Here is a 17,172-nt window from a genome sequence, read left to right as displayed (position 1 = left end):
AAATTGAGCGCTCACGCTTATCGGCTGTAAATTTAAAGACAGACTCAGGGGTCTGTAGCTCAGTCGGTTAGAGCACCGTCTTGATAAGGCGGGGGTCGTTTGTTCGAATCAACCAGAACCACAATTTGTCTGGCGGTAACACCCTGAGGCATCTGTACTCATGGGGGCATAGCTCAGCTGGGAGAGCACCTGCTTTGCAAGCAGGGGGTCGTCGGTTCGATCCCGTCTGCCTCCACCAATCCTCAATGACAAGCGTTCGACGCGTCGAGCTTTTGTCATTGGCGATTGAGCCAGTCAGGGTGATATGAGTAACACCATATCGGCTGTCGTTCTTTAACAATCTGGAAGAAGTAAGTAATTTGGATAGCGGAAGCGTCTTGAGATGGACGTGAAAACTATCCGGGTTGTGATTGTATCGATGTATCTCAAGATGATTCGAACTTCATGTTCGGCTCTAATTGGAATACGGCACAACGCGAGAACTCAACCTGTAGCGACTGTCGATGAGACAGACTCGTTATAGGGTCAAGCGAACAAGTGCATGTGGTGGATGCCTTGGCGATCACAGGCGATGAAGGACGCGGTAGCCTGCGAAAAGCTACGGGGAGCTGGCAAACGAGCTTTGATCCGTAGATGTCCGAATGGGGAAACCCGGCCCTTTTGGGTCATCCTGGACTGAATAATAGGTCCAGAGAAGCGAACGCGGTGAACTGAAACATCTAAGTAACCGCAGGAAAAGAAATCAACCGAGATTCCCAAAGTAGTGGCGAGCGAAATGGGATGAGCCTTGCACTCTTTATTTGTATTGTTAGCCGAACGCTCTGGAAAGTGCGGCCATAGCAGGTGATAGCCCTGTAGGCGAAAACAGTATGAAAGAACTAGGTGTGCGACAAGTAGGGCGGGACACGTGAAATCCTGTCTGAAGATGGGGGGACCATCCTCCAAGGCTAAATACTCGTGATCGACCGATAGTGAACCAGTACCGTGAGGGAAAGGCGAAAAGAACCCCGGGAGGGGAGTGAAATAGATCCTGAAACCGCATGCATACAAACAGTCGGAGCCTCGTAAGGGGTGACGGCGTACCTTTTGTATAATGGGTCAGCGACTTACGTTCAGTAGCAAGCTTAACCGTATAGGGCAGGCGTAGCGAAAGCGAGTCCGAATAGGGCGTTCAGTTGCTGGGCGTAGACCCGAAACCAGGTGATCTATCCATGGCCAGGATGAAGGTGCGGTAACACGTACTGGAGGTCCGAACCCACTAACGTTGAAAAGTTAGGGGATGAGCTGTGGATAGGGGTGAAAGGCTAAACAAACCTGGAAATAGCTGGTTCTCTCCGAAAACTATTTAGGTAGTGCCTCGTGTCTCACCTTCGGGGTAGAGCACTGTCATGGTTGGGGGGTCTATTGCAGATTACCCCGCCATAGCAAACTCCGAATACCGAAGAGTGCAATCACGGGAGACAGACATCGGGTGCTAACGTCCGGTGTCAAGAGGGAAACAACCCAGACCGCCAGCTAAGGTCCCCAAATATAGCTAAGTGGGAAACGAAGTGGGAAGGCTAAAACAGTCAGGAGGTTGGCTTAGAAGCAGCCACCCTTTAAAGAAAGCGTAATAGCTCACTGATCGAGTCGTCCTGCGCGGAAGATGTAACGGGGCTAAGCTATATACCGAAGCTGCGGATGCGAGCTTTGCTCGCATGGTAGGAGAGCGTTCCGTAAGCCTGCGAAGGTGCCTTGTAAAGGGTGCTGGAGGTATCGGAAGTGCGAATGCTGACATGAGTAGCGATAAAGGGGGTGAAAGGCCCCCTCGCCGTAAGCCCAAGGTTTCCTACGCAACGTTCATCGGCGTAGGGTGAGTCGGCCCCTAAGGCGAGGCAGAAATGCGTAGCTGATGGGAAGCAGGTCAATATTCCTGCACCATTGTTAGATGCGATGGGGGGACGGATCGCGGAAGGTTGTCCGGGTGTTGGAAGTCCCGGTCGCTGCATTGGAGAAGGCACTTAGGCAAATCCGGGTGCGTAATTCAAGGGTGTGGCGCGAGCTCCTTCGGGAGCGAAGCAATTGGAAGTGGTTCCAAGAAAAGCCTCTAAGCTTCAGTCTAACGATGACCGTACCGCAAACCGACACAGGTGGGCGAGATGAGTATTCTAAGGCGCTTGAGAGAACTCGGGAGAAGGAACTCGGCAAATTGGTACCGTAACTTCGGGATAAGGTACGCCCTTGTAGCTTGACTGGCCTGCGCCAGGAGGGTGAAGGGGTTGCAATAAACTGGTGGCTGCGACTGTTTAATAAAAACACAGCACTCTGCAAACACGAAAGTGGACGTATAGGGTGTGACGCCTGCCCGGTGCCGGAAGATTAAATGATGGGGTGCAAGCTCTTGATTGAAGTCCCGGTAAACGGCGGCCGTAACTATAACGGTCCTAAGGTAGCGAAATTCCTTGTCGGGTAAGTTCCGACCTGCACGAATGGCGTAACGATGGCCACACTGTCTCCTCCCGAGACTCAGCGAAGTTGAAGTGTTTGTGATGATGCAATCTACCCGCGGCTAGACGGAAAGACCCCATGAACCTTTACTGTAGCTTTGCATTGGACTTTGAACCGATCTGTGTAGGATAGGTGGGAGGCTATGAAACCGGAACGCTAGTTTCGGTGGAGCCGTCCTTGAAATACCACCCTGGTTTGTTTGAGGTTCTAACCTTGGCCCGTGATCCGGGTCGGGGACAGTGCATGGTAGGCAGTTTGACTGGGGCGGTCTCCTCCCAAAGCGTAACGGAGGAGTACGAAGGTACGCTAGGTACGGTCGGAAATCGTGCTGATAGTGCAATGGCATAAGCGTGCTTAACTGCGAGACCGACAAGTCGAGCAGGTGCGAAAGCAGGTCATAGTGATCCGGTGGTTCTGTATGGAAGGGCCATCGCTCAACGGATAAAAGGTACTCTGGGGATAACAGGCTGATACCGCCCAAGAGTTCATATCGACGGCGGTGTTTGGCACCTCGATGTCGGCTCATCTCATCCTGGGGCTGTAGCCGGTCCCAAGGGTATGGCTGTTCGCCATTTAAAGAGGTACGTGAGCTGGGTTTAAAACGTCGTGAGACAGTTTGGTCCCTATCTGCCGTGGGCGTTGGATATTTGAAGGGGGCTGCTCCTAGTACGAGAGGACCGGAGTGGACGAACCTCTGGTGTACCGGTTGTCACGCCAGTGGCATCGCCGGGTAGCTATGTTCGGAAGAGATAACCGCTGAAAGCATCTAAGCGGGAAACTCGCCTTAAGATGAGATATCCCTGGGGACTAGATCCCCTTGAAGGGTCGTTCGAGACCAGGACGTTGATAGGTCAGGTGTGTAAGCGCAGTAATGCGTTCAGCTAACTGATACTAATTGCCCGTAAGGCTTGATCCTATAACAAGTCTGCCTTGTAGATCGGCGCCGTGCGAAAGCACTGGCCGCGATCCGGAGCGACATGTTGGATTCTCGTGTGTGATACACACAACCTAAATTACTGCTTCTTCCAAGATTGGTTCTGTTGGCCACGCCAGCAGAACAACCCTCTTTGCCTGATGACCATAGCGAGTCGGTCCCACCCCTTCCCATCCCGAACAGGACCGTGAAACGACTCTACGCCGATGATAGTGCGGATTCCCGTGTGAAAGTAGGTAATCGTCAGGCTCCCCTAAGCCAGGAACCCCCGCCCGAAAGGCGGGGGTTTTTGCATTTGTGGCTCTGAAAATACGATCTCACCGCGACTAAAGCCATCATTTCAGTGGTGTAACGCCGTGATCTAGATCAGTACCGAAGCCCTATCCCATACCAACAAAATTCCATCCCCCTTCCCAATTTCCGACGGACAATCAGGAAATTCGGATGAAGTGAAGCCTGATCAAGGGCGTCCACGTAGAATCTGCCAATCTCCCCCGATGCAGGATCCAGAACGATGAACGGAGCTACCCAGATAGCTCGGGCCGTTTGCCCGCACGATTGTCCCGACACATGCGCGATGCGCGTAACCGTCGAAAACGGCAAGGCAATCAAGGTCACCGGCGACCCCGAGCATCCGCCGACCCAAGGCGTGCTGTGCACGAAAGTCAGCCGATATGCCGATCGTGTTCATCATCCTGACCGTCTGACCGTTCCGCTCAAGCGCATCGGTGCGAAGGGGGAAGGGCGTTTTGCGCCGATCACCTGGAACGAAGCGTTCGACGAGATCGGCCGCCGCTTGGGCGATATCGCCGCGCGCTCGCCGGAGTCGATCCTGCCGTACAGCTATGCGGGAACGATGGGCCTCGTGCAGGGCGAAGGCATTGCTCAACGGTTCTTCCACAAAATCGGCGCGTCGCGGCTCGAGCGCACAATCTGCGCGGCGGCCGGCGCGGCAGGGCTGCGCTACACGTATGGCGGAAACATCGGCATGCACCTCGAACATTTCGAGGAAAGCGAGCTGATCCTCATCTGGGGCGCCAATCCAATTGCGTCGAGTCTGCATTTCTGGACACGTGCGCAGGAAGCCAAGCGCCGCGGGGCACGCCTGGTCGCGATCGATCCGTATCGCTCGTTGACCGCGGAGAAGTGTCATCAGCACATCGCGCTGAAGCCGGGCACCGACGGCGCGTTCGCCTTGGGCATGATGCATGTGCTGATTACCGAGAACCTGGTCGATCACGACTACATCGCGAACCATACGGTCGGCTTCGAGGCGCTGAAGGCGCGAGCGCTGTCCTATCCGCCCGAACGCGTCGCCCGAATTTGCGGGATCGACGCGTCGGAACTGATCGAACTCGCGCGCCGCTACGGCGCGACGCGCAAGGCATCGATTCGCCTCAATTACGGCATGCAGCGCGTGCGCGGCGGCGGCAATGCAGTGCGTGCAATCGCATCCCTGCCCGGACTCACGGGCGCATGGCGCGATCGGGCCGGCGGGCTGTTGCTGTCGTCGTCGGAATTCGCGCCGATCGATCATGCCGCCTTGCTGCGCCCGGATCTCATCCCCGGCTGGCCGCACAAGTTGCCGCGCATCATCAACATGAACGCGATCGGCGACGCGTTGCTGCATCCGGGCGACGATGCCTTCGGGCCGAAGGTGGAAGCGGTGATCGTCTACAACTCGAATCCGGTGGCCGTCGCGCCGGACTCGTCGAAGGTAGCGGCGGGGTTCGCGCGCGAGGACCTGTTCACAGTCGTTCTCGAGCACTTCCAGACGGATACCGTCGATTTCGCCGACATTGTGCTGCCTGCGACGACGCAACTCGAGCATCTCGACATCCACAAATCGTATGGTCACACCTACGTGATGGCGAACCTGCCCGCGATCCCGCCGGTCGGCGAGGCGCGGCCGAACACGGAGATTTTCCGCGGCATCGCGCGCAGCATGGGGCTCGACGAGCCGGCGCTCTATCACAGCGACGAAGAAGTCGCTCAGGCGGCGCTCCGCTGGGATGACCCGACGCTCGATAGCGACTGGAACACCTTGAAGCACGCGGGCTGGGTGAAGCTCAAGCTCGCGGATGCGCCGTTTGCAAACGGCGGCTTCCGCACGCCGTCCGGAAAATGCGAGTTCCACAGCGCGCGACTCGAGCAAATGGGCCTGGATCCGGTGCCGGATTATCTGCCGCCGTACGAGTCGGCCGAGGCGTCGCCGGAACTGGCCGCGCGTTACCCGCTCGCGATGATTTCGCCGCCGGCCCGCCACTTCCTGAACAGCACGTTCGTCAACGTCGAGAGCCTGCGCAGTACGGAAGGCGAGCCGCACCTCGACATCCATCCGGCGGACGCCGAGTCGCGCGGCATCGGCGATGGCGACATGGTGCGAATCTTCAACGACCGCGGCTCGATGCAGGCCGTCGCGAGGGTCACGGATCGTGCGCGCGCGGGGCTGGTCGTGGGCTTGTCGATCTGGTGGAAGAAGTTGTCCGCGGACGGCCGAAACGCAAATGAAGTGACGAGTCAGGCGCTGACCGATCTCGGCAATTCGGCGACGTTTTACGATTGCCTGGTAGAAGTAGAACGGATTTGACCGAACATCGCGATATGATCTGACGAATTCAATCGAAAGTTGGAAGTGGGTATCTAACCCTGTTGTCTCGGGACGGGCGAGCCGCTACGATGCGTTTTAGCACGACCATTCGAAAATCAGTGAGGAGACGCGCGGCATGGAAAAAATTTGGCTGAAATCGTACCCACCCGGCGTTCCAGCCGAAATTGACGCGTCCCCCTACCCATCCATCCCGGATCTGCTCGACGAGAGCTTCCGCCAGTATCGTGATCGCAGCGCGTTCGTCTGCATGGGCAAGCGCATCACGTACGGCGAACTCGATGCGCTGTCGCGACATTTCGGCGCGTGGCTGCAGTCGCGCGGGCTGAAGCGCGGCGCGCGCGTCGCGTTGATGATGCCGAACGTGCTGCAATACCCGGTGGCGATCGTCGCGGTGCTTCGCGCCGGCTATACGGTCGTCAACGTCAACCCGCTCTATACGCCGCGCGAGCTCGAGCATCAGCTGAAGGACAGCGGCGCAGAGGCGATCGTCATTCTCGAGAACTTCGCGTCGACGCTTCAGGCCGTGATCGCCAACACCGGGATCAAGCACGTCGTCGTCGCATCGATGGGCGACCTGCTGGGCATCAAGGGCTGGCTCGTCAACTATGTCGTGCGGCGCGTAAAGAAGATGGTGCCGCCGTGGCAATTGCCGTCGTATACGCGCTTCAACGCCGCGCTGTCGGAGGGCGCACGGCAGACCTTCAAACCGCCGAAGCTCGCGCCGGACGACGTCGCGTTCCTCCAGTACACGGGCGGCACCACCGGGGTCGCGAAGGGCGCGACGCTGCTGCACCGCAACATCGTGTCGAACGTGCTGCAAGCCGGCGCGTGGCACCATCCGGCGCATGAGAAATTCCCCGACGTGAAGCAGTTCATCACCGTCGTCGCGCTCCCGCTCTATCACGTGTTTGCGCTGACCGTCTGCGGGTTCCTGACCATGCGCACGGGCGGCATGGGCATCCTGATCCCGAACCCGCGCGACATCGGCGGCATGATCAAGGAGCTGAAGGGCTACCAGATCTCGACGATTCCGGCAGTCAACACGTTGTACAACGCGCTGCTGAACCATCCGGATTTCGGCCAGCTCGACCTGTCGAAGCTCGCGATCGCGAACGGCGGTGGGATGGCGATCCAGGAAGGCGTCGCGAAGCGCTGGTACGAAAAAACCCATACGGCGATCGTCGAAGGGTATGGCCTGTCGGAGACGTCGCCGGTGGCGACCTGCAACCCGGTGACGGCCACCGAATACAGCGGGACGATCGGTTTGCCGCTGCCGTCGACCGAGATTGCGATTCGCGACGACGCGGGCAACGACGTCGCGCTCGGCGAGCCGGGCGAGATCTGCATTCGCGGGCCGCAGGTGATGGCCGGCTACTGGAACCGTCCGGATGAAACGGCGAAGGTCATGTTTCCCGACGGCTTCTTCAAGACCGGCGACATCGGCGTGATGGACGCGCGCGGTTACGTGAAGATCGTCGATCGCAAGAAGGACATGATCCTCGTGTCCGGCTTCAACGTGTATCCGAACGAGGTCGAGGACGTGGTGGCGTCGCATCCGGGCGTGTTCGAGGTGGCGGCCGTCGGCGTACCGGACGAACACTCGGGCGAAGCGGTGAAGCTGTTCGTCGTGAAGAAGGACCCGGCGCTCACCGACAAGGACATCCTCGCGTACTGCAAGGAGCGGCTCACCGGCTACAAGCGGCCGAAGCTGGTCGAATTCCGCACGGAACTGCCGAAGACGAACGTCGGAAAGATCCTGCGGCGCGAACTGCGCGACGGCCGCGCGTAACGTCGACGTTCGAACCTGCGAGCCCGGCCTTGTGCCGGGCTTTTTAATTTTGGGCGGGCGACGCGTCGCGCTGCAGATATCGTCGGGACGTGGCCGTCGCCACGATGGTCGTTCGACTCCGAGGGCGGTGGCCGCCGGCGCGGCCGCGACCATTCCATGCACCCGCTTCGTTTCGAATGGCAGGCGCGCGGTGAACTTCGGTGCCGGTAAAGGCGGCGTTCACGTGGCGCTGCGTCGCCAGCGCACAGCCGGCGCAAGCGCTCGCGCCGCGCCGCCGCGCGCGCCACACGCCGACCGCGCCCAACCGAAAAAGAAAAAGGCGCCCGAAGGCGCCTTCAAGACACTGCGGCTTGTCAGGCAAGCTGATTAGAACTTGTGACGGATGCCGACGCGGGCTGCGACCTGGTTGCTGGTGCTCGACGCGTCGAGGCCGTTGATCGCGGCGGTTGCCTGAACGACGTTGCCCTTCGAATCGAGCACGTTGCCCGACGCGTGTTGATACACGCCGATCACGTAGACGTCGGTGCGCTTCGACAGGAAGTAGTCGACGCCCAGCGAGCCCTGGTGATACTTGGCCGCCGAGTTGCCGTCGATCTTGCTGCCTTGCGTGTAGTCGTACGCGGCGCCGAGGATCAACGCCGGGGTCAACTGGTACTTGAAGTTGAGTTCGCCGTTGTTGAACGTCGCGGTCTGGTTCGTGTATTGACCGGCCGAGAAGCCCTTGAACTTCGTGTTCGAGTACGTCGCGCCGATCGTTGCCGCGCCGAACGTGTATGCACCGCCCGCGCCGATGACCTGGTACGTGTTCGCGCTGTTCGCGTACGTGCCGTAAACCGGCGAGGAGACGACCGGCTTGCCGCTTGCCGCCGGATCGGACGAGCCGGTGTTGAAGATGCCGCCGTAGTTCGCCGGCGTACGTGCGTTCAGGTAGCCGACGCCCAGGACCAGCGGGCCGTTGTTGTAGCCCGCGCCGAGCGACCAGACCTGATTCTTCGAGAACTGGCCGGCTTGGCCGCCGAAGCTGTACAAGCCGCCGAACGTGAAGCCGCCGTAGTTTGCGCTCGTGTACTTGACCGCGTTGTTCACACGGTAAGCGTTGTTGAAGTTGTCGAGGTCGCCCGGGTGAGCGGCGATGTAGCCGCCCCATTGGTCGCCTGCCTCGAGCGGGCCGACGAAGTCGACGACGGAGTCGTACTGGCGACCCAGCGTGACCGTGCCGTACTGGCTCGACAGGCCGACGTAAGCCTGGCGACCGAACATCAGGCCGCCTTGACCGAGCTTGCCGGAGTTCACGTCGAAACCATTTTCGAGCACGAAGATCGCCTTCAGGCCGCCGCCCAGATCTTCGGTGCCGCGCAGGCCGAAGCGGCTGCCTTGCATCACGCCGCTGGCCAGACCGTACAGATGGCCGCCCTTCGCGTTGTTGTTGAAGATGAAGCCTTCATCGATGATGCCGTAAAGGGTCACGCTGCTTTGCGCATGGGCTGCGCCAGCGAACGCGCCCAGCGCGACGAGCGCGAGAAGCGACTTTTTCATTAACGGATCTCCAAGAATCACTGAATTTTTTTGGCGGGGCGGATAGTTATGTTGTGTCGACGAGCCCCTTCAACTTCGCAAGAAGTCGCTCGTAATGTAGCAAAGCCACTTTTTCCGACAAAGCGAAATGCCGTGGCTCAAGGTCGCCATGTTTCCTTTATGCAACAATGGTTAAAATCACGGGTTAACCGCAATTTCCGCTGAATAATCAAGTCGGTTACGCAGCGGAGCACGTGCCTTTTGCCGCCCGCGGCAGCACACGCAGACAGGAGAACAGGATGGTGTTGGACGAACTGATCAGCGAATTCGACCGTGGCCTCAGGTCGCTGACCGGCATTAGCCGGATGAGCCGGCCGGTGCCGGTGCCCGCGCAGCCGCCGGCTGCCGAACTGACGCCCGCGGAGCGCACGCACGCCGCCGGGCTGATGCGTGTGAACCACGTCGGCGAGGTTTGTGCGCAGGCGCTCTATCAGGCGCAGAAGTTCACCGCGCGCACCGCCTCCGCGAAGGCGATGTTCGAGGAAGCCGCGCGCGAGGAAGAGGACCATCTCGCATGGACCGCGCACCGCCTGAAGGAGCTCGACTCGCGCCCGAGCCTGTTGAATCCGCTCTGGTATGCGGGTGCGCTGGCGATCGGCGTGGCTGCCGGCACGCTCGGCGACAAGGTCAGCCTGGGCTTCATGGCCGAGACCGAGCGCCAGGTGGAGAATCACCTCGAAGGCCACCTGTCCGAGCTTCCGGCCGCGGACACCGCGTCGCGCGCGATCGTCGATCAGATGCGCATCGACGAGGTGAAGCACGGCAAGGCAGCGACCGATGCCGGCGGAGTGGAATTGCCGCTGCCTGCTCGGATGCTGATGCGCGCCGCCTCGAAAGTCATGACCAGCACTGCGTACTATCTGTGATCTTCGGGCCGGGGCCGCGCACGACGCGGCTCCGGTTCACCGCCGACGATACCGCCCGCTTTTTCCGCGTTTTCCCGCCCCCGAAAGCCCCGCCCGCACGCCAGTCTGGCCCGCCTTTCTCACGTATCACCTTCACAAGTTGCACTAGCCCATTCATTTATAACGATTTTTAGTTTGCAGGGCCGCATGAGAAACCGCGCGTAAGTCCTTGTTCTGAATAACAAAATTCGTCAAAAAAGCGGGCCGCTCCCTTGACCGTGCCAAACCCTTCCTCTAAAGTGGGAGACAGTGTGAGAAAGTGTATTTTTGTGTGATTTGGCGGGCCATTCGGGCTAAATTCTTGAGCGTTGGGCGGGTGCTTCGGTGCCCTGAACGGGAGAGCGGAACGTGTTCCAAGGGGCGTCGGCGCTGACGCTCGATGCGAAAGGCCGGATGTCGGTGCCGGCCCGCTATCGCGAAGCGCTGCAAGGACAGGCAGAAGGACGGGTGACTGTGACCAAGCACCCGGACGGCTGCCTGTTGCTGTTTCCGCGCCCGGAATGGGAAGTGTTTCGCGCCAAGATCGCCGCGCTGCCGATGGACGCCCATTGGTGGCGCCGTATTTTTCTCGGCAACGCGATGGACGTCGATCTCGACAGCGCGGGCCGGATTCTCGTATCGCCCGAGCTGCGAATGGCAGCCGGACTGGAAAAGGAAGTCATGTTGTTGGGAATGGGTAGTCACTTCGAGCTGTGGGATTCGCAGACCTACATCGCGAAGGAGCAGGCAGCGGTGGCGCAGGGCATGCCCGACGCGCTGAAGAATTTCACGTTCTGATTGCGGTGACGGAGACGCCCGCGATGGGAAACGAATTGCAGCATCGGACCGTATTGCTGGACGAAGCGGTCGATTCGCTCGTGACGCGACCGGACGGCATTTACGTCGACGGCACGTTCGGGCGCGGCGGCCACAGCCGCGCGGTGCTCGCACGGCTCGCGCCGGGCGGGCGGCTGATCGCGTTCGACAAGGATCCGAGGGCGATCGAGACGGCGCAGCGCATCGAGGATGCGCGCTTCTCGATCGTGCACGACAGCTTTGCATCGATGCGCGACGCGCTGGCGGCGCGCGGTGTCGAGAAGGTGTCGGGGGTGTTGCTGGACCTGGGCGTGTCCTCGCCGCAGGTGGACGATCCGGCGCGCGGCTTCAGCTTCCGCGCCGATGGCCCGCTGGACATGCGAATGGATCCGACGCGCGGCGAGTCGGCGGCCGAGTGGCTCGCGCGGGCTTCGGTGCAGGAATTGACGGAGGTGATACGAGATTATGGGGAAGAACGGTTTGCTTTTCAGATTGCAAAGGCGCTTGTTGCTCGCCGGGCAGAGTCCGACCGTCTTGGGCCTCTCGACACCACGGGCGAGCTTGCCCAAATCGTGGGTCACGTCGTCAAAACCCGTGAGAAGGGCAAGGATCCGGCAACCCGCACCTTTCAGGCTATACGGATTCACGTCAATCAAGAGCTTGCGGACCTGCAAGTCGTACTAGACGCGGCATTGTCGTTGCTGGAGCAAGGGGGGCGGCTGGTGGTCATCAGCTTTCATTCACTCGAGGATCGAATCGTCAAGCGATTCATGCAGGCGCACGCGAGTGCGCCTGCGGTCGACCGTCGCCTGCCGATTCGCGCCGTCGACCTCCCGAGCCCGCCTCTGAAGATCGTCAGCCGTCAGTTTCCGAGCGAAGCGGAAGTCGCCGCGAATCCGCGCGCCCGGTCGGCCGTGATGCGCATCGCGGAGCGCGTCACGCCATGAGCCGCTTCAACATCTTCCTGCTGATCATCGTGATGGGTTGCGCGTTGTCGGTCGTCAATTCGACGAACCAGCAGCGCCAGATCTTCATCCAGCTGCAGCGCGCGCAGTCGCAGGAGCGTCAGCTCCAGCAGGATTACGCGCAGCTTCAATATCAGCAGAGCGCGCTGTCGAAGACCTCCCGCATCGAGCAGCTCGCGAACGATACGCTGAAGATGCAGCCGATCACGACCGGCCGCACGCAGTACCTGACGCTGCCGTCGGGCGCCGCGAAGGCGATCGACGCACCGATTCCCGCGTCGGCCGATGCCGGCGCGAAGGGCCGCGGGGGCGCACGATGAAGCCGTCGCACAAGCGCCAGGACGTGAAATTCTCGTCGAGCCCCGTGCTCGGCGTGCACCTGCCGATGTGGCGCTCGAAGCTCGTCGTGTTCCTGCTGTTCATGGCGTTCGTCGCGCTGACCGCGCGCGCGTTCTGGATCCAGGGCCCCGGCAACGCGTTCTACCAGAAGCAGGGCGAGAGCCGCTATCAGCGCACGATCGAGCTGCCGGCCACGCGCGGCAAGATCCTCGACCGCAACGGGCTCGTGCTCGCGACGAGCCTGCCCGTGCGCGCGATCTGGGCCATTCCCGACGCCGTGCCGGACGACCTCGACGCCGCCAAGATCAACCAGCTCGGCAAGCTGCTCGGCATGACGCCGAAGGAGCTGCGCATCAAGCTGTCGGAAGACAAGGGCTTCGTCTACGTGAAGCGTCAGGTGCCGCTCGACGTCGCCGACAAGGTCGCCGCGCTCGACATCCCTGGCATCTATCAGCGCAACGAGTACAAGCGCTTCTATCCGGAAGGCGAGATCACCGCCCATCTGATCGGCTTCACGAACGTCGAGGACGAAGGGCAGGAGGGCGTCGAGCTCGGCGACCAGAAGTCGCTGTCCGGCACGTCCGGCGTGCGTCGCGTGATCAAGGACCGGATGGGGCACATCGTCGAGGACGTCGCCGAACAGATTCCGCCGCACAACGGCACCGACGTCGACCTGTCGATCGACAGCAAGATCCAGTACATCGCGTACGCGAACCTGAAGGCCGCCGTCGAGAAGTTCAAGGCCAAGGCCGGCGCGGCGATGGTCGTCGACGTGCGCACCGGCGAAGTGCTCGCGCTGGTCAACTATCCGACCTACAACCCGAACGACCGCACGCGCCTGACCGGCGAGCAGCTGCGCAACCGGATCCTGACCGACGTGTTCGAGCCGGGCTCGATCATGAAGCCGTTCACCGTGTCGCTCGCGCTCGACCTGCATCGCGTGACGCCGAACACGCTCGTCGAGACGGGCAACGGGCACTTCGTGCTCGACGGCGCGCCGATCACCGACGATGCGGGCTTCGGCACGCTGACGGTCGGCGGTGTGATCCAGAAGTCGAGCAACATCGGCGCGACCAAGATCGCGATGACGATGCGGCCCGAGGAAATGTGGAACATGTATACGAGCATCGGCCTCGGCCAGGCGCCGAAGGTCGGCTTCCCCGGCGCCGCGGCCGGCCGGCTGCGTCCGTGGAAGAGCTGGCGCCGCATCGAGCAGGCGACGATGTCTTACGGCTACGGGCTGTCGGTATCGCTGTTCCAGCTGGCGCGCGCGTACACCGCGATCGCGCACGACGGCGAACTGATGCCGGTGACCATTTTCAAGACCGACCCCAATCAGCAGATCACGGGCACGCAGGTATTCACGCCGACCACCGCGCGCGAAGTGCGCGCGATGCTCGAGACCGTCGTTGCGCCGGGCGGCACGTCGCCGGACGCCGCGGTGCCCGGCTATCGCGTCGGCGGCAAGAGCGGTACCGCCTACAAGCACGAAGGTCATGGCTACACGCGCAAGTACCGCGCGTCGTTCGTCGGGATGGCGCCGATGCCGAATCCGCGCATCGTGGTCGCGGTGTCCGTGGACGAGCCGACCGCGGGCAGCCACTTCGGCGGGCAGGTCTCGGGCCCCGTATTTTCGGCGATCGCGGGTGATACGATGCGCGCGCTGAACGTGCCGCCGAACATGCCGATCAAGCAGCTCGTCGTATCGGGCGACGCCGCGCCGGCGGCGCCCGCCGCGTCGGGGCCGCAAAAGCTCGCCGGCAGCGGCCACGCGAAGCATATGATCGTTTCCAGCACTACACGTAATTCACCAGGAGTTGTTCGATGAGCGCCGCTCGCAGTTCTCATCCGGCGCATCAGCAGATCGCAGCCGCGCTTGCGTGGCTGCGCCAGCATGTGGCCCCCGCGGCGCAGCTGCATGCCGACACGCGCAGCCTGCAGGCCGGCGACGTGTTTCTCGGCTATGCGGTCGACGGGGCCGACAATCGCGCGTTCATTGCCGATGCGGTGGCCCGCGGCGCGGCCGCCGTGCTGTATCAACCGGAAGGCCTCGCTGCCGCGCCGGCCGTTCCGGTCGCGTTCGCGGTGCCTGGCCTCGACCAGCTCGCCGGCGAAATCGCGAGCGGCTGGTACGGCGATCCGAGCGACGCTCTGCTCGCGATCGGCGTGACCGGCACGAACGGCAAGACGTCGTGCACGCAATGGATCGCCGCCGCGCTGACGGCGCTGCACCAGCCCTGCGCGCTGATCGGCACGCTCGGCAGCGGCATGCCGGGCCAGCTCGTGCCGACCGGCTTCACGACGCCCGACGCGCCGCAGTTGCAGCGCAGCCTCGCGCGCCTGCGCGATGCGGGCGCGAAGGCCGTCGCGATGGAAGTGTCGTCGCACGCGCTGCATCAAGGCCGCGTGAACGGCACCGCGTTCGACATCGCGGTGTTCACGAATCTCACGCAGGATCATCTCGACTATCACCGCACGTTCGACGCGTACGAGGCGGCGAAGGCGAAGCTGTTCGCGTGGCGCGGGCTGCGCGCGGCGGTCGTCAATCGCGACGACGCGGCGGGCCGCCGGCTGCTCGAGAAGCTGGCCGGACGCGTGCGCACGATCGCGTACGGCATCGGCGACGCGCCGTCGGCCGGCGCCGACCGCGAGCTGGTCGCGACCGACGTGCGCGCGACTGCCGCGGGCACCGCGTTCCGGCTGCGCTCGTCGTGGGGCGAGGCCGACGTCGAGGTCGGCACGCTCGGCACGTTCAACGTCAGCAACCTGCTCGCGGTGCTCGGCTCGCTGCTCGCGGCCGACGTGCCGTTCGACGCGGCGGTTGCCGAGATCGCGCGGCTCGAGTCCGTCAACGGCCGCATGCAGCGGCTCGGCGGTCGGCCGCAGAACGACGAGCCGCTGGTGGTGATCGACTATGCGCACACGCCGGACGCGCTCGACAAGACGCTCGAAGCCCTGCGCCCGATCGCGGCGGCGCGCGGCGGCCGGCTCGTCTGCATGTTCGGCTGCGGCGGCGACCGCGACGCGACGAAGCGCCCGCTGATGGGCGCGATCGCCGAGCGGCTCGCCGACGAAGTCGTCGTCACGAGCGACAACCCGCGCAGCGAAGATCCACAGCGCATCATCGACCAGATCGTCGCCGGCATGACGGCGCCCGATCGCGCACGCCGTATCGAGGATCGCGCGAGCGCGATCCTGCAGGCCGTGCGCGGCGCCGCGCGCGAAGACGTCGTGCTGCTGGCCGGCAAGGGCCACGAAGCGACGCAGGAAATCATGGGCAAGAAGCGCACGTTCTCGGATCAGGATCACGCGCGGCTCGCGCTGGCGGCGCGCGCGACCCACGGCAAGGGAGGCGGCAAATGACGATGCTCAGTCTCGGCGAAGCCGCGCGCCTGATTCCCGGCGCCGTCGTTCACGGCGATCCGGCCACGACGTTCGAGCGCGTGTCGACCGACAGCCGTACGGCCGGCCCTGGCGACCTGTTCGTCGCGCTGAAGGGCGAGCGCTTCGACGCGCACGACTTCCTCGGCGACGTGGCCGCGCGCGGCGCAGCCGCGGCGCTGGTCGCGCACGTGCCGGCGGGCCTCGCGATGCCGGTCGTCGAAGGCGGCGAGACGCGCGCCGCGCTCGGCGCGCTCGCGCATGGCTGGCGCAAGCGCTTCGCGCTGCCGCTCGTCGCCGTGACGGGCAGCAACGGCAAGACGACCGTCAAGGAAATGATCGCGTCGATCTTCGCGGCAGCGGTCGGCGCCGACGCACGGCTCGCGACGGCCGGCAACCTGAACAACGACATCGGCGTACCGCTGACGCTGCTGCGGCTGTCGGCCGCGCACCGCCTCGCGGTGATCGAGCTCGGCATGAACCATCCGGGCGAGACCGACGTGCTCGCGCGCCTCGCCGCGCCGACCGTCGCGCTCGTCAACAACGCGCAGCGCGAGCACCAGGAGTTCATGGCGACGGTCGAGGCGGTCGCGCTCGAACACGCGGCGGTGATCCACGCGCTCGCGCCGGACGGTGTCGCCGTGTTCCCGGCCGACGATGCGTACGCGGGCATCTGGCGCGTCGCGGCGACCGGCAACCGGATTCTCGATTTCGCGCTGCACGACGCGCAGCGGCAGGTCGACGCCCAAGTCACCGGCCGCTTGCAAGGCGGCGAGCTCGCGATCGACACGCCGTCCGGCGCGCTGACCGTACGGCTGCGCGCGCTCGGCGAGCACAACGCGCGCAACGCGCTGGCGGCGACGGCCGCGGCGCTCGCGGCCGGCGTCGAGCTGGCCGCGATCGGGCGCGGGCTCGAAGCGTTCGAGCCGGTCAAGGGCCGCTTGCAGGTGCGGCGTGCGGAAGTCGGCAGCCTCGCGGGCGCGACGGTCGTCGACGACACCTACAACGCGAACCCCGACTCGATGCGCGCGGCGATCGACGTGCTGGCCGCACAGGCGGCGCCGCGCGTGCTGGTGATCGGCGACATGGGCGAAGTCGGCGACGAAGGCCCGGCCTTTCACCGCGAGATCGGCGCTTATGCGCGCGAGCGCGGCATCGACGCGCTGTTCGCGCTCGGCGATGCGTCGCGCGACGCATGCGCGGCGTACGGCGACACGGCCCGCCATTTCGGCGACGTCGGCGCGCTGCTGACCGCCTTGCTCGCGGCCGGCTACGGCGCGCACGCGACGGTGCTGGTCAAGGGCTCGCGGTACATGAAGATGGAGCGCGTGGTCGACGCGCTGACGAACCAACCTGCGGCGGGCACGGTGCCCGCCGCTCACTGAGTAGAA

Annotated in this window: 10 protein-coding genes, 1 tRNA gene and 2 rRNA genes; 12 read left to right on the top strand and 1 reads right to left on the bottom strand. The window is 62.9% G+C overall.

Going from position 1 to position 17,172, the window contains the following annotated elements; translation table 11 throughout:
* Window positions 1-162: 162 nt before the first annotated feature.
* The 5 genes from MBR110_RS14765 to MBR110_RS14745 all read left to right on the top strand — a co-directional run bounded on the left by MBR110_RS14765 (window position 163) and on the right by MBR110_RS14745 (window position 7,821).
* Window positions 163-238 (top strand) — tRNA-Ala (locus tag MBR110_RS14765).
* A 285-nt stretch (window positions 239-523) separates the two neighbouring features.
* Window positions 524-3,403: ribosomal RNA gene (locus MBR110_RS14760) — 23S ribosomal RNA — on the top strand.
* 154 nt (window positions 3,404-3,557) lie between these two features.
* Window positions 3,558-3,670: ribosomal RNA gene (gene rrf / locus MBR110_RS14755) — 5S ribosomal RNA — on the top strand.
* A gap of 265 nt (window positions 3,671-3,935) precedes the next feature.
* Window positions 3,936-6,011, top strand: coding sequence for a molybdopterin-containing oxidoreductase family protein (locus MBR110_RS14750; protein WP_059735978.1), 2,076 nt, complete (start codon window positions 3,936-3,938; stop codon window positions 6,009-6,011).
* A gap of 136 nt (window positions 6,012-6,147) precedes the next feature.
* Window positions 6,148-7,821 carry a long-chain fatty acid--CoA ligase gene (locus tag MBR110_RS14745; protein WP_014722384.1) on the top strand — a complete coding sequence of 558 codons (1,674 nt, stop codon included), beginning with the start codon at window positions 6,148-6,150 and terminating at the stop codon, window positions 7,819-7,821.
* Window positions 7,822-8,187: 366 nt separating this feature from the next.
* Here the strand turns inward: MBR110_RS14745 and MBR110_RS14740 are convergent, their stop codons facing one another.
* The gene (locus MBR110_RS14740) at window positions 8,188-9,357 is read right to left on the bottom strand and encodes a porin (RefSeq protein WP_011883167.1); all 1,170 of its coding nucleotides are present in this window, start codon (window positions 9,355-9,357) and stop codon (window positions 8,188-8,190) included.
* Between the two features lie 278 nt (window positions 9,358-9,635).
* Between MBR110_RS14740 and coq7 the strand changes: the two genes are divergently transcribed.
* The 7 genes from coq7 to MBR110_RS14705 all read left to right on the top strand — a co-directional run bounded on the left by coq7 (window position 9,636) and on the right by MBR110_RS14705 (window position 17,166).
* Window positions 9,636-10,262 (top strand): 2-polyprenyl-3-methyl-6-methoxy-1,4-benzoquinone monooxygenase, encoded by a 627-nt coding sequence (gene coq7 / locus MBR110_RS14735; protein ID WP_014722385.1) that lies wholly within the window; start codon window positions 9,636-9,638, stop codon window positions 10,260-10,262.
* Window positions 10,263-10,649: 387 nt separating this feature from the next.
* Entirely contained in the window at window positions 10,650-11,078 is a 429-nt protein-coding gene (mraZ, locus tag MBR110_RS14730; RefSeq protein ID WP_014722386.1) for a division/cell wall cluster transcriptional repressor MraZ, read from the top strand.
* 23 nt (window positions 11,079-11,101) lie between these two features.
* Window positions 11,102-12,043: a 16S rRNA (cytosine(1402)-N(4))-methyltransferase RsmH gene (gene rsmH / locus MBR110_RS14725; protein WP_014722387.1), complete on the top strand. Its 942-nt coding sequence runs from the start codon at window positions 11,102-11,104 to the stop codon at window positions 12,041-12,043.
* Window positions 12,040-12,381, top strand: a complete 342-nt coding sequence (ftsL, locus tag MBR110_RS14720; RefSeq protein WP_014722388.1) for a cell division protein FtsL — start codon at window positions 12,040-12,042, stop codon at window positions 12,379-12,381. The genes rsmH and ftsL overlap by 4 nt, the downstream gene beginning before the upstream one ends.
* Window positions 12,378-14,228 carry a peptidoglycan D,D-transpeptidase FtsI family protein gene (locus MBR110_RS14715; RefSeq protein WP_011883171.1) on the top strand — a complete coding sequence of 617 codons (1,851 nt, stop codon included), beginning with the start codon at window positions 12,378-12,380 and terminating at the stop codon, window positions 14,226-14,228. The genes ftsL and MBR110_RS14715 overlap by 4 nt, the downstream gene beginning before the upstream one ends.
* Entirely contained in the window at window positions 14,225-15,763 is a 1,539-nt protein-coding gene (locus MBR110_RS14710; RefSeq protein ID WP_181709110.1) for a UDP-N-acetylmuramoyl-L-alanyl-D-glutamate--2,6-diaminopimelate ligase, read from the top strand. Before MBR110_RS14715 ends, MBR110_RS14710 begins: the two co-directional genes overlap by 4 nt.
* A complete protein-coding gene (locus MBR110_RS14705; RefSeq protein ID WP_059476089.1) occupies window positions 15,760-17,166 on the top strand; it encodes a UDP-N-acetylmuramoyl-tripeptide--D-alanyl-D-alanine ligase in 1,407 nt (468 codons plus the stop codon). The genes MBR110_RS14710 and MBR110_RS14705 overlap by 4 nt, the downstream gene beginning before the upstream one ends.
* The last annotated feature ends 6 nt before the right edge of the window (window positions 17,167-17,172 follow it).

The organism is Burkholderia sp. MBR-1 (genome assembly GCF_013822785.1).
GTDB lineage: Bacteria > Pseudomonadota > Gammaproteobacteria > Burkholderiales > Burkholderiaceae > Burkholderia > Burkholderia vietnamiensis.
Note: the sequence above shows the minus strand (reverse complement) of the source record. Positions and strands in the feature narration are given on the sequence as shown.

What these genes read in the sequence shown, in the direction of transcription:
- coq7 (WP_014722385.1), top strand. Translation starts at nt 9,636, where the DNA reads ATGGTGTTGGACGAACTGATCAGCGAATTCGACCGTGGCCTCAGGTCG.
- MBR110_RS14745 (WP_014722384.1), top strand. Translation starts at nt 6,148, where the DNA reads ATGGAAAAAATTTGGCTGAAATCGTACCCACCCGGCGTTCCAGCCGAA.
- ftsL (WP_014722388.1), top strand. Translation starts at nt 12,040, where the DNA reads ATGAGCCGCTTCAACATCTTCCTGCTGATCATCGTGATGGGTTGCGCG.
- MBR110_RS14705 (WP_059476089.1), top strand. Translation starts at nt 15,760, where the DNA reads ATGACGATGCTCAGTCTCGGCGAAGCCGCGCGCCTGATTCCCGGCGCC.
- MBR110_RS14740 (WP_011883167.1), bottom strand. Translation starts at nt 9,357, where the DNA reads ATGAAAAAGTCGCTTCTCGCGCTCGTCGCGCTGGGCGCGTTCGCTGGC.
- MBR110_RS14715 (WP_011883171.1), top strand. Translation starts at nt 12,378, where the DNA reads ATGAAGCCGTCGCACAAGCGCCAGGACGTGAAATTCTCGTCGAGCCCC.
- MBR110_RS14710 (WP_181709110.1), top strand. Translation starts at nt 14,225, where the DNA reads ATGAGCGCCGCTCGCAGTTCTCATCCGGCGCATCAGCAGATCGCAGCC.
- MBR110_RS14750 (WP_059735978.1), top strand. Translation starts at nt 3,936, where the DNA reads ATGAACGGAGCTACCCAGATAGCTCGGGCCGTTTGCCCGCACGATTGT.
- rsmH (WP_014722387.1), top strand. Translation starts at nt 11,102, where the DNA reads ATGGGAAACGAATTGCAGCATCGGACCGTATTGCTGGACGAAGCGGTC.